Raw genomic sequence first — 12,391 nt, forward strand, 5'->3', positions numbered from 1 at the left:
GGAACGATACAGGAGAACCTGACATGGTCGCGAACGTAGTTCAGCTGACGGATACCAAGAAACAGGTCCAGCAGATTAACCGGGCATTCAGCGCCCAGCGTCAGGCGGCACGCGCGCACCCCACGCCAAGCCTGGCCGAGCGCCGCGAGCATCTGAAGCGGCTCAAGCGCATGCTGCTGGCCAACCAGGACGCGTTCTGCGATGCGATCAACGAGGACTTCGGCGGTCGTTCCCGGGACGAGACGCTCCTTGCCGAGTTCATGCCCTCAATCCAGAACATCAACTACACCCAGCACAACCTGGCGCGCTGGATGAAACCGGAAAAGCGCAAGGTCCACGTGCTGTTCCAGCCCGCACGCAACGAGGTTCACTACGAGCCCCTGGGTGTGGTGGGCATTATGGTTCCGTGGAACTACCCGCTCTTTCTGGCCGCGGGCCCGCTGACCGCTGCCCTGGCGGCCGGCAATCGCGTGATGCTGAAGCTGTCGGAATTCACACCGGCCACCTCCGCGCTGCTTGAACGCCTCCTGCACGAGACCTTCCCGTCTGACCTGGTGACGGTCATCAATGGCGAGGCCGACGTGGCCCAGGCATTCTCCGCCAAGCCGTTCGACCATCTCCTGTTTACCGGCTCAACGCCGGTGGGCCGACTGGTCATGAAGGCGGCTGCCGAAAACCTGACGCCGGTCACCCTGGAGCTGGGCGGCAAGTCCCCGGCCATCGTCTCCCATGAAGTCCCCATGAAGGACGCCGCCGAACGCATTGCCTTCGGCAAGGCCATCAACGCGGGGCAGACCTGTGTGGCGCCGGATTACATCCTGTGCCCCCGGGACCGGGTCAAGAGCTTTGTGGACGAGTTCCGCGCGGCCTTTTCGACCATGTACCCGACTGTGAAGGACAACCCGGACTACACCAGCATCATCAACGAACGCCAGCATGAACGCCTGCAGGGCATACTGAATGACGCCAGGGATAAAGGCGCAGAGGTAATCGAGGTGAACCCGGGGAACGAGTACTTCGGCGAGGGCACCCGCAAGCTGCCGCCGCAGTTGATCCTGAACGCCACCGAAGACATGCGGGTGCTCCAGGAAGAGGTATTCGGGCCACTGCTGCCGATTGTCACCTACGACCGCATGGACGAGGCGCTGGATTACATCAATGACCGGCCCCATCCCCTGGCACTGTACTATTTCGGCTACGACCGCGCCGAACAGAAGTACGTGCGCGAACACACCCGCTCCGGCGGCGTCTGCATCAACGACACCCTGGTGCATGTCGGCCAGGACGACCTGCCGTTTGGCGGCGTGGGTGATTCCGGCATGGGCAGCTACCATGGCAGTGAGGGATTCGTGACCTTCAGCAATGCTCGCGGCATCATGAGAAAACAGCGGTTCAACAGTGGCAAGGTGATTCACGCCCCACACGGGACCCTGTTACACAAGCTGATCTACAGGATCTTCATCCGATAACCAACGGGTGACCCGACAAGGACAACAATAATGCCCCGGGAAAACACAGAAAACGGGGAAGGCAACGCCGACATGGATCGGCGCGCCTTCCTGCGACTCGGCTTCAACGGAGGCACCGCGCTGGGTGGTGCCGTCGCCATCGCCAGCCTCTCCGGCTGTTCCGCGCGCCCCCTGCATGACCCCAGGGGTCCAGCCACCGCCTCGGCCCCCGACCATGGGTGGCACTTTCTCACCGAAGAGGACCGGGTTGTCCTGGCCGCGCTGATTCCCGCGATTATCGGCCCCCAGATCCCGAGCGATGCGGACGAGCGCGAGGCCACCATCGCACGGACCATGGAGGATATGGACCAGGCCCTGCACTTCATGGGCCCGCCCAACCAGGCTGAATTCCGGCAACTGTTCGACCTGCTTGAATTCACGCCAACGCGCCTGACCATGGCTCGCGTGACCTCCTACTGGCCGAATGTCTCGGAAGCCCAGGCTGAAGCCTTTCTTCAGCGCTGGCGCAACAGCAGTTTCAACATCTTCAACAAGGCCTACCTTGGGCTGGTTCAGGTGACCAACGCAGCCTGGTATGGACGCCCGGACCACTATCAGCAGATGGGTTACCCCGGGCCACCCGCCTACACCTACGACGAGCTTCCCCAACTCAACCGCGCAAGCTGAGAATACACAGATGGCAGAGTTCAACCTTTACGGAAAGGGCATTGAAGACGGCTGGGCCGTGGAAGACGCGGCCCGGCTGGAAGCCGACACCCATTTCCAGGCAGACGTGGCGATTATCGGAACGGGCGCGGGTGGCGGAACCACGGCTCAGCTTTTGTCAGAGGCCGGATTCCGGGTGATCCTGGTGGAAGAGGGGCGGCTGTATCATGACCCCGACTTCACCATGAACGAACAGAAAAGCTACAGCCGGCTCTATCAGGAAGGGATGACACGCGCGACAGCGGATGGTGGTATCGCCATCCTGCAGGGGCGGTGTGTGGGCGGGTCCACAACGGTGAACTGGACCTCAAGCTTCCGCACCCCGGAGGCCACCCTCAATCACTGGAAAAACCAGCACGGCATCCAGGACTGCGAGCCGGAAACCCTATCGCCCTGGTTCGGCAACCGTGAGAATGAGCTCAACATCCAACCCTGGACCACCGAGCCCAACCGCAATAACGGGGTTCTGCGCGATGGCTGCCAGGAACTGGGCTGGGACTGGAAAACCATTCCCCGCAACGTGAAGGGCTGCTGGGATCTGGGCTACTGCGGCATGGGCTGCCCGACGAATGCCAAGCAAGGCACGCTGGTGACCAGCGTGCCGGCGTCGCTCAGGCGCGGCGCCACCCTGGTCCACAGCCTGCGGGCCGAAAAACTGCACCATAACCAGGATCGCGTGGAATACCTGGAAGCAACAGCGCTGGGAGAAGATGGGGTGGCACCCACCGGCCGCAAGGTCCGCATCGAGGCGGATCATTTTGTGGTGGCGGCCAGTGCCATCGGGTCGCCCGGTCTGCTGCTGCGCTCAAAGGTACCGGATCCCCATGAACGCCTGGGCCGGCGCACCTTTCTCCACCCGGTCAACGCAGCCGTTGCCCGCATGCCAGAGACCGTTGAGGCCTATTACGGGGCGCCCCAGTCCATCTATTCCGATGAATTTCTCTGGCGGGATGGCGTCGCCGGCAAACCGGGTTTCAAGCTGGAGGTTCCACCGCTGCATCCGGTGATGGCCGCTGCCGTCCTGCCGGACCATGGCGAGGCCATGGCAGCCCAGGCCAATGACTTTCCACGCATCCAGTCGGTGATCGCCCTGCTCCGCGACGGCTTCAACGAGGACAGCCAGGGCGGCACCGTCACCCTTCGTGACGACGGCAGCCCTCAGCTCCACTACCCGATGAGTGACAGCCTCTGGGAAGGCATGCGCGAATCCTGGCTGCGCATGGCGGAATGCCAGTTCGCGGCCGGCGCCAGTGCCGTCAGGGCCGTTCATATGGACTCCGGCTACTGGAACAGCTGGAAGGAGGCGCGGGAGGCGATCAAGGAACTCCCGCTCGCCATACATCGGGCACGTCTGTTCACGGCCCATCAGATGGGGGGCTGCGCCATGGGCGAAGATCCCCGCCACAGCGTCGTGAACAGTTACGGCGAACACCACCAGCTGAGCAACCTTTCCGTCCACGACGCCTCGATTTTTCCGACCAGCCTGGGTGCGAATCCGCAGCTGACGGTGTATGCTCTGGCAGCGCGTAACAGTCAGCGACTGGCTGACCGCCTCAAGGGCAAAGCATGACGGCGTGGGAGATAAGCATCCATGAATACGGCAATCTATCCGGGCACCTTCGACCCGATCACCAACGGTCATACCGATCTCATTAACCGGGCCGCAAGCCTCTTTGATGAGGTCGTGGTCTCCGTGGCAGCAAGTCCCAAGAAACGCCCCCTGCTGCCACTGGAAGAACGTGTGCGACTGTGCGAAAGCGTCCTCTCGGATCTCGATAATGTCCGCGTTATGGGGTTCAGCAACCTTCTCGCCGATTTTGTCCGCGAGCAGAAGGGGAATATTATCCTGCGCGGCCTGCGCGCCGCCTCCGACTTCGAATACGAGTTCCAGCTCGCCGATATGAACCGGCATCTCGCCCCTGGCGTGGAGAGCATCTTCCTGACCCCGGCCAACCACCTCTCCTATATTTCCTCGACACTGATCCGTGAAATCGCCGGGCTGGGCGGCCAGGTTGAGGACTTCGTGGATCCCGTGGTTGCGGAAAGCCTGCGGTATCATTTCCAACAGGCAACGGATTGAGCGCGACACCATGACGGGAAGACAACGGATCGCGCTGGCAGCCCTCTGCCTGGCGCTCGCGGGCTGTGGCAACACGGAGCGGGAAGCGACGCAGCAGGCCGGGGTGGCATCGGCCCACCCGATGGCCACGGAGGCCGGAATCCGGGTGCTCGAGTCCGGCGGCAACGCCTTTGATGCCGCCGTGGCCACGGCTGCCACCCTCGGCGTGGTGGAGCCCTACAGCTCGGGGATCGGTGGCGGCGGCTTCTGGGTCCTGCGACCAGCCGACGGCGACCCCGTGGTAATTGATGCCCGGGAAACCGCGCCGGGAAAGGCCCACCCCGACCTCTACCTGGACGAGGACGGCGAGGTACTGGAGGGTGAGCCCTCACTCAACGGCGCCCTTGCCGCCGGTATTCCGGGCCAACCCGCTGCCCTGGACCGTATAACCGGCGACTACGGCAACCTGCCCCTGCACCGCAACCTTGCCCCGGCCATCAAGCTGGCGCGCACCGGGTTCCCGGTGGATGAGCGATACCGCTCGCTGGCTGAATTCCGTCTGGAGGTCCTCCGTGAGGATCCCACAACCCGGCGTCTCTTTCTGGATGGCGAAGGTAATGTGCCTGAAGCGGGAACCCTGATCCATCAGCCGGCGCTGGCCGACACCCTCAGGACTCTTGCCCGGAAAGGGCGCGACGGCTTCTACCAGGGTGAACTGGCACAGAAGCTGACCCGCGACGTGCGGGCCGCTGGCGGCATCTGGACCGGCGAGGACCTTGCGGAGTACGAAACCATCAAGCGCAAGCCCCGGATCATCGATTTCCGGGACGCACGCATCCTGACGGCCCCCGCGCCTTCATCCGGCGGTGTCGCGCTCGGCCAACTCTTTGGCATGCTGCAGGCTCGCCCGCTGCCCGCGACGGCGGATTCCGTGGAGCGCACCCACTGGCTGACCGAGATGATGCGCCGGGCCTACCGGGATCGGGCCCAGTATCTGGGCGATCCGGCATTCACGGACATACCGACACAGAAACTGCTGTCCCCGGACTACCTGGAAAGCCTCGCATCAGACATCACCCCGGACAGCGCCACACCCAGCGGCCAACTAACCGACCCGGGAACCGATGGGCGCCACACCTCCCACCTGTCCGTAATAGATGCTCAGGGCAACGCCGTATCCGCAACCCTGAGCATCAACTACCCCTTCGGCTCAGGGGTAACCTCAGAGCGCACCGGCATTGTCCTCAACAACGAAATGGATGACTTCAGCATCCGGCCCGGATATCCCAATGCGTATGGCCTGATCGGCGGTGAGGCGAACAGGGTGGAGGCGGGGAAACGACCGCTGTCCAGCATGAGTCCTGTGATTCTGGAAACCGACGGCGCCATAACCGCTGTGGGCACACCCGGTGGCAGCCGGATCATTACCATGAATTTCCTGGCATTACTGGATCTCCTGGATGGCCACGCCCCCGCAAGCGTGGTTGCCAATCACCGCTTTCATCATCAGTACCAGCCGGATCAGATCCAGCATGAGCCGGATACCTTTACGACGACTGAAAAAGAGCGGCTCCGCGATCTGGGTCACGAACTCAAGGACGTGGGCAGGACCTACGGCAATATGCAGCTGATCCGCCAGGCCACGGACACCGGCCGGATAACGGGGGCGTCGGATCCCCGCGGCATCGGCCGAGCAGGGGTCATCGATGCCACTGACTCAGAGTAGGCGGGGCAACTCAAGAACCTGATCGTTCAGGCGCAGCTCCATATTGTCCAGCCGAACATCCAGGTGGTAGCGGCCATCACTGCCGTCAACAATATCACGCTGCTCAAGGCGCTCAAGGACCTTCCTTGCGGTGTTGGGCAGCACCCAGACCATGTTGCGGTCAACGATGAGTACCCCCTGCCCCTCGGCATGGCGCAGGAGGCTCACGGGCTGGTCCCGCTCCGGCGCAGGGCGCTGGGGATAACGCAACACCATCTCGCCCTCGATAACCCCTTCGGGCAACCGCAACAACAGTTCCGGGACGGCCATCTCGCCACCATGGGCAGACAGGCGCTGAAGACTGCTGGAAAGGGATTCGTGGAGCTTCATCTCCTGCGTTGCCCGCCTGGAGGCGCGACCCTCCTCCGAGCGGCTTGTGCGCTGGAGTGCCACGAAAGCGCCGAGTGCCGAGTCCAGGCTCCGCGCATGCAACCCATCGGCTGTCCACTCAAACACCTGGCGTCCGAAGTCTTCCCGTCCGGTTTCAAAGGAGTCGATCCCGATCTGCAGTGCAGCGTCAAAATAGCCGTCCTCTTCCGAGGCGTCGATATCAATGCGCATGCTGCGTGCAATCACCGGGTCAGCGAGGACCGGGTCCAGAGTCATCCGCTCAACGCGGAATCGGCTCTGGCCCTGCCACAGACTCTCAAGCAGTGGCGCCATCTGGTGGTCCAGGCTTACATTCTCCACCCTGAGCACCCCGTCGCCCACGTCCATCTCGAAACCGGGCCAGTCCATGGCCAACTCGTGACTGCCGCTGCCGTGCCAGTAATCCGCCGACATCACGAACTGCTCCACCGTTCCGCGTGTCCCGGCCAATGCCTGGATATCGATATCCGGCGACCAGGAGAACGATGGAATCAGCAGACGCCCATCCAGATGGCCGCCCAATCCCGCCTCGAGTCGCAGCTTCGGTTTCTGTTCCGGGAAAAGCGTGTTGAGCACGCCCGAATCGTCATTCTCGAGCCGGGTCACGGCCCTGATGCCGGTTACTCCATGCTCAAAACGGGTAACAAGGTTGACTGGCTTCGCCAGGGCCGGCTCACCATCGTCCCCTTGCGGCGGCAACAGCTGTGTCCTGGCGGTCGCGCTCAGGTAACCGCGCTCATAGCTCACCGGCCGCAGGCGCCACTCATCCTGCTCACGGGCTTCCAGGTCCGTCACCAGGCGTTTGAACTGGGATTCCGCCAGGACCCCGAATCCATAGGGGGCGCCGAGTGCGACACCAATCAGCAGAATCAGGGCGGCCAGCGGTAGAAAACGCATTGATGGCTTCATCCCGTTCCCGCCAAACGCTGCATCAGGGCCTGTTGGGACGCCACCCGCTTCTCGCCGGGGGCCGGGTGCTGGGCCTGGTAGTCGCCGTTGGGCTGCAGCTCCCAGCTCTGGGCGTTATCCCGCAGATAGACCTCCATATCCCGGCGCAACCGGCGCGCCAGACGCCTGTCTTCAATGGGGAAGCAGGTTTCAACCCGGTTGATGAGATTGCGCTCCATCCAGTCCGCACTGGAACAGTAGACCTCGGACTCGCCACCATTGGCAAACCAGTAAACCCGGCTGTGCTCCAGGAAACGCCCGATGATGGAGACCACTCGGATCCGCTCCGAAAGCCCGGGAACCTGGGGCCGCAGGCAGCAGATACCGCGCACGATCAGGTCGATGCGGACGCCGGCACAGGAGGCCCTGTACAGGGCACGGATCACTTCGGGATCGGTGATTGCGTTCACTTTCGCGATGATGCGCGCCCGTTTGCCTTCGAGCGCGTTCTGGGCTTCACGGTCAATCATCTCGAGCAGGCGCTGGTGCAGCGTGAACGGGGCGTGGAGCAGTTTCTGTATCTTGAGGGTCTTACCCATGCCCGTGAGCTGCTGGAAAATCTTGTTCACATCGTCGCCCAGCGCATCATCACAGGTCATGAAACTGTAGTCCGTATAGAGCCTGGCGTTACCGGCGTGATAATTACCGGTTCCCAGGTGGACGTAGCGTTTCAGCCGGCCATTTTCCCGGCGCACGATCATGATCATCTTGGCGTGGGTCTTATAGCCCACCACCCCGTATACAACGATAGCGCCAGCTTCCTGGAGCCGGCTGGCGAGTTCGAGGTTCTCCGCCTCGTCAAAACGCGCCCGAAGCTCGATAACCGCCGTTACCTCCTTGCCACGCCGGGCGGCATCGGCGAGGGCCTCAACCATTTCCGATTCCGCCCCGGTCCGGTACAGCGTCTGCCGAATGGCCAGTACCTGCGGGTCCCGGGCCGCCTGTCGCAGCAGGTCCACAACCGGCGAGAAGCTCTGATAGGGGTGCAGCAGCAGGATGTCCTGCTGACGAATGGCATCCATGGTGCTTTCCCGGCCTTTCAGGCTCTTTGGGAGACCCGGCGTCATGGCCGGATATTCCAGGTCGGGTCGGTCAACCAGGCTGCTGACAGCGCTGAGGCGAGCCAGATTCACGGGGCCGTTCGCCCAGTAGAGCTCGCGCTCCGTAAGACCGAACTGGCGCAGCAGGAAGTCCACGAGATGCCGGGGGCAGTTATCCGCCACCTCCAGGCGAACCGCATCACCGAAGCGTCGGCTCAGCAGCTCACCACGCAGCGCCGAAGCAAGATCCTCAAGGTCATCCTCGAGCTCAAGGTCGGCATTACGGGTCAGGCGGAACTGGTAGCAGCCCTTGATGGTCATGCCCGGGAAAAGCTCATCCGCATGAGCGTGAATCATGGAAGAGAGGAAAACCAGGTTGTCGCCGCTCTCGCAGACCTCGTCCGGCAGCCGCACCAGGCGCGGCAGTGACCGGGGCGCCGGCACGATGGCCATGCCGGTCTCGCGTCCGAACGCATCCTTGCCGTCCAGCTCCACGATGAAGTTGAGGCTCTTGTTCACAAGACGCGGCAGTGGATGGGATGGATCCAGACCGATGGGGTTCACCACGGGCATCACTTCCTCACGGAAATAGCGCGCCACCCAGTTGGCCTGAACCCGGGTCCACTCCCGCCGCCGGAGGAACTGGATATTCTCTTCCCTGAGGCGGGGGATAATGACGTCATTGAGTATCCGGTATTGCTCCTCCACATAGCGATGGGCCACGTCACTGATTTCATTCAGTACCTGCTGCGGCCCCTTACCATCAGGCCCCAGGACCTCACGGCCGTACTTGAGCTGCTGCCTGAGCCCGGCGGCACGGATCTCGAAGAACTCATCCATGTTGCTGCTGAAAATGCAGCAGAACATGAGCCGCTCAAGCAACGGATGGCTTTCATCACAGGCCTGCATCATTACCCGGTAGTTGAACTGCAGGTGACTGATCTCGCGATTGAAAAAGTTCTCAAAGGCCTTCAGGTCCGGAACCTGGAGTGTCTCGCCCGGATCGGGCACGGCTGTCGTCATTCGTTGCTCCCTCTGGCCAGCAAACGGGCGGCCCTCAACGCGAAATAGGTCAGTATGGCATTGGCTCCGGCCCGGCGCATGGCAAGCAGGCTCTCCATCATCACGGCGTCCCCGTCCAGCCACCCGTTTTCGGCGGCCGCCATGTGCATGGCGTACTCACCGCTGACCTGATAGGCAAACACCGGGACCTGGAACTCGCGCTTCACATGGTGCACGACGTCCAGGTACGGCATACCCGGCTTGACCATGATCATGTCAGCCCCCTCGGAAAGGTCGAGCGCCACCTCCTGCAGGGCCTCCTCAATATTGCCCGGATCCATCTGGTAGGTTTTCTTGTCGCCCTTGCCAAGATTGCCGGCAGAGCCAACCGCATCGCGGAAGGGCCCATAATAGCTGGATGCGTATTTGGCAGAATAGGCCAGAATCCGGGTGTTCACATAACCCTCATCTTCAAGGGCGCCACGCACCGCACCGATGCGACCGTCCATCATGTCGGAGGGGGCCACCACATCGGCGCCCGCTTCAGCGTGGGACAGCGCCTGCCTGACCAGCGCCTCGATGGTCACATCGTTGAGTACGTACCCGGACTCATCGATGATGCCGTCCTGGCCATGACTGGTGAAGGGGTCCAGGGCGACATCCGTGATCACACCAAGTTCGGGAACTGCCGATTTAAGGGCCCGCACGGCCCTCTGGGCCAGCCCCTCCGGGTTCCAGGCCTCGGCGGCATCCTCGCTCTTCACCTCCGGGGGCGTGACCGGGAACAGGGCCACTGCCGGAATCCCGAGTTCCCAGGCCTCGCGGGCGTGCTCAACCATAAGGTCGATGCTCAGCCGTTCAATACCAGGCATGGATTCAACCGCTTCACGTTCGCCTTCCCCGGGAAGCACGAAAACCGGGTAGATCAGGTCGTTGGCGCTGAGGCCGGTTTCCCGGACCAGCCGCCGTGAGAAATCATCACGCCGATTGCGCCGCAACCGGGTTGCCGGAAAATGACGCGCCTCCAGGTTCAATTCATACCCTCCTCTGTCTGCTGCATACGATCCAGGGCCCGGATCCGGGTGCGTTCGCCCTCGCCGTCAAAATAGCGCTCGCGCAGCACCTCGCGCTCCGCCTGAAAGTCCTGCTCGCTGATGTCCTGTCGCCGCAGCGCGGCCAGGTTATCCCGGTACCGGGAAACCCGCCGGCTCCAGTCCTCGCGCTGTTGGTCGAGTTCCGCAAGCTGCTCGGCGCCTTCCTCCCCGAACTGCTGGGCCCTGAGTGCATCAATCGTCTCGGGGTCCGCGTTGCCTGCCTCAAGCTCGGCAACGCTTTCCCGGTACTCGCGATACTGACGGCTCGACTGACGACTCTGGCGCATGGATTCCGGAAGGACGGATTCAGCCTCGGCAAGATGTTGTTCGCGCTCTTCGCTGGAAAGCGATTCATCCGCCTGGATGTGCGCCCGTGCAAGCGCATAATCGTTCAGTGCCTCCTCACGGGCAAAGAAGGTTTCGGTGACACGATCGCCCATGGTTTCGCGCCGCAGATCCCGGACCGAGGCGAGCCGCGCAGCCATCTGATCCGGGGTCGGTTTGTCACCCGCACCGCCCGCGGGCTTTTCCAGATCGCCTACTTCCAGCCGGTACTTGAGATAATCGCGAAGCACCGCCTCCGCTTGTTGCCGCGCTTCCCTGGGCAATTCAGACAGGGCGCCGCGGATGTGACGCACCAGCTCATCAAGGGGCGCTTCCCCCAGGGCTGTCAGATAATAGTCGAACAGGTGGCGCAGCGCCGGCGTTACCTGCCATGCCCCGTCGGGGCCTGCCCGCCACCCATCGGGTTCCTGTGTTCCCTCCAGGGAGGGCGGTAAAGCGGGAGGCTCTTCCAGCTCCCCGTCATCCCCACTCTCCTCCCTGGGGAGGGTGTCAATCACCCCGGGCGCCTCATTCATGCCGTAGCCGCCTGCCTGCCCGGACGGTTCCTCCGGCCCCGGCGCGGTTACCGTGAACCACAGCACCCCAACAAGAGCAAGCCCGGTAACGCCAGCCAGCGGTATCCAGCCTTTTTTCAACGCATTGCTCATAGGGCTACACCATGCCGGGCCATATGGGTTTCTGTTTCACAGGCCCCATTATGCCAGATCCTGCGCCAGCGGCGAGGCAATGGGCATAAAACCCAAACAGCGTCGCAAGTGTGATTTTTTGTAGTAGCACCGGGCAGGATACACGGAAGCATCTAGACTGATGGTCAGGTTACACTGACATAGTGGAGCCTCTATCCCTTGATTGACCGTTTTCAGCCGGGCCCTGCCCGGCTTTTTTGTGGGTTTCGCTTGACTAAAGAAATGAATGGTGATTCACTTTTATTGACGCATTGGTTCACCGCAAAACCGGAGTGAGCAGCCAGTATGGCCTATCGCGAAACCCCCCGCATGAGGGCGCGGAAGGAAGCAACTCGCCAGCGCATCCTCGATACCACCCACGCCCTGGTGGCCGAGGGCGGCTTCGGTCTGGCATCGGTGGCACGGGTCGCCGAAAACGCGGGTGTCGCCATTGGCTCCGTCTACCGGCATTTTGACTCCAAAAGTGACCTGTTTGCCGAAGTATTCCGACGAGCTACGGAACAGGAAGTACACAAGGTTGGCGAAGCACTGGACACCGCCGCTCCCGCCGACGAGGCACTGGCGGAATCGCTTGGTGTTTTCGCGCGCCGTGCCATCCGCAGCCCGACCATGGCCTGGGCCCTGATTGCAGAGCCCGTGGACCCACTGGTGGATGAAGAGCGCCTTCGCTACCGCCAGGCCTATGCCGAACTGTTCCAACAGAACCTGACGCTGGGCATCGAGCAAGGACACTACCGCCCGGACCAGAATCCACAGCTTGGCAGTGCCGCCATTGTGGGCGCCATTGCCGAAGCCCTGGTTGGCCCGCTGTCGCCCGCCGCCGGCGGACTGGACAGTGACTCGGCGGACCGGCTGATCAACGACATTGTACGGTTCTGTATGCAGGCCGTACGCACTGGGGAGTAAAGC

The 12,391-nt window shown here is 62.5% G+C and carries 10 protein-coding genes; 6 read left to right on the top strand and 4 right to left on the bottom strand.

Features of this window, described 5'->3' with window-relative positions; all coding sequences use genetic code 11:
* Nucleotides 1-23: 23 nt before the first annotated feature.
* From DES49_RS10290 to ggt, 5 genes are read left to right on the top strand one after another with little or no spacing between them, the layout of a single operon-like run.
* A complete protein-coding gene (locus DES49_RS10290) occupies nt 24-1,469 on the top strand; it encodes a coniferyl aldehyde dehydrogenase (protein ID WP_133736320.1) in 1,446 nt (481 codons plus the stop codon).
* Nucleotides 1,470-1,499: 30 nt separating this feature from the next.
* Entirely contained in the window at nt 1,500-2,135 is a 636-nt protein-coding gene (locus tag DES49_RS10295) for a hypothetical protein (protein ID WP_133736321.1), read from the top strand.
* 10 nt (nt 2,136-2,145) lie between these two features.
* Nucleotides 2,146-3,744 (top strand): GMC family oxidoreductase, encoded by a 1,599-nt coding sequence (locus DES49_RS10300; protein WP_133736322.1) that lies wholly within the window; start codon nt 2,146-2,148, stop codon nt 3,742-3,744.
* A gap of 21 nt (nt 3,745-3,765) precedes the next feature.
* The gene (coaD, locus tag DES49_RS10305; protein WP_133736323.1) at nt 3,766-4,254 is read left to right on the top strand and encodes a pantetheine-phosphate adenylyltransferase; all 489 of its coding nucleotides are present in this window, start codon (nt 3,766-3,768) and stop codon (nt 4,252-4,254) included.
* Nucleotides 4,255-4,264: 10 nt separating this feature from the next.
* Nucleotides 4,265-5,959: a gamma-glutamyltransferase gene (ggt, locus tag DES49_RS10310; RefSeq protein WP_133736324.1), complete on the top strand. Its 1,695-nt coding sequence runs from the start codon at nt 4,265-4,267 to the stop codon at nt 5,957-5,959.
* Here ggt and DES49_RS10315 read toward each other — a convergent pair.
* From DES49_RS10315 to DES49_RS10330, 4 genes are read right to left on the bottom strand one after another with little or no spacing between them, the layout of a single operon-like run.
* Entirely contained in the window at nt 5,951-7,276 is a 1,326-nt protein-coding gene (locus DES49_RS10315; protein ID WP_133736325.1) for a DUF945 family protein, read from the bottom strand. The two genes, ggt and DES49_RS10315, sit on opposite strands and share 9 nt — an antisense overlap.
* Complete coding sequence (gene ppk1, locus DES49_RS10320) at nt 7,273-9,378, bottom strand: polyphosphate kinase 1 (RefSeq protein ID WP_133736326.1); 2,106 nt, start codon at nt 9,376-9,378, stop codon at nt 7,273-7,275. The genes DES49_RS10315 and ppk1 overlap by 4 nt, the downstream gene beginning before the upstream one ends.
* Nucleotides 9,375-10,391 carry a porphobilinogen synthase gene (gene hemB / locus DES49_RS10325; RefSeq protein WP_133736327.1) on the bottom strand — a complete coding sequence of 339 codons (1,017 nt, stop codon included), beginning with the start codon at nt 10,389-10,391 and terminating at the stop codon, nt 9,375-9,377. Before hemB ends, ppk1 begins: the two co-directional genes overlap by 4 nt.
* Entirely contained in the window at nt 10,388-11,443 is a 1,056-nt protein-coding gene (locus DES49_RS10330) for a lipase secretion chaperone (protein WP_133736328.1), read from the bottom strand. Before DES49_RS10330 ends, hemB begins: the two co-directional genes overlap by 4 nt.
* Before the next feature lie 324 nt (nt 11,444-11,767).
* Between DES49_RS10330 and DES49_RS10335 the strand changes: the two genes are divergently transcribed.
* Nucleotides 11,768-12,388: a TetR/AcrR family transcriptional regulator gene (locus tag DES49_RS10335; protein ID WP_133736329.1), complete on the top strand. Its 621-nt coding sequence runs from the start codon at nt 11,768-11,770 to the stop codon at nt 12,386-12,388.
* Nucleotides 12,389-12,391 lie beyond the last annotated feature (3 nt).

Origin of the sequence: Halospina denitrificans (genome assembly GCF_004364635.1) — a bacterium.
Lineage (GTDB): Bacteria > Pseudomonadota > Gammaproteobacteria > Pseudomonadales > Oleiphilaceae > Halospina > Halospina denitrificans.

What these genes read in the sequence shown, in the direction of transcription:
- DES49_RS10290 (WP_133736320.1), top strand. Translation starts at nt 24, where the DNA reads ATGGTCGCGAACGTAGTTCAGCTGACGGATACCAAGAAACAGGTCCAG.
- DES49_RS10295 (WP_133736321.1), top strand. Translation starts at nt 1,500, where the DNA reads ATGCCCCGGGAAAACACAGAAAACGGGGAAGGCAACGCCGACATGGAT.
- DES49_RS10300 (WP_133736322.1), top strand. Translation starts at nt 2,146, where the DNA reads ATGGCAGAGTTCAACCTTTACGGAAAGGGCATTGAAGACGGCTGGGCC.
- coaD (WP_133736323.1), top strand. Translation starts at nt 3,766, where the DNA reads ATGAATACGGCAATCTATCCGGGCACCTTCGACCCGATCACCAACGGT.
- ggt (WP_133736324.1), top strand. Translation starts at nt 4,265, where the DNA reads ATGACGGGAAGACAACGGATCGCGCTGGCAGCCCTCTGCCTGGCGCTC.
- DES49_RS10315 (WP_133736325.1), bottom strand. Translation starts at nt 7,276, where the DNA reads ATGAAGCCATCAATGCGTTTTCTACCGCTGGCCGCCCTGATTCTGCTG.
- ppk1 (WP_133736326.1), bottom strand. Translation starts at nt 9,378, where the DNA reads ATGACGACAGCCGTGCCCGATCCGGGCGAGACACTCCAGGTTCCGGAC.
- DES49_RS10330 (WP_133736328.1), bottom strand. Translation starts at nt 11,443, where the DNA reads ATGAGCAATGCGTTGAAAAAAGGCTGGATACCGCTGGCTGGCGTTACC.
- DES49_RS10335 (WP_133736329.1), top strand. Translation starts at nt 11,768, where the DNA reads ATGGCCTATCGCGAAACCCCCCGCATGAGGGCGCGGAAGGAAGCAACT.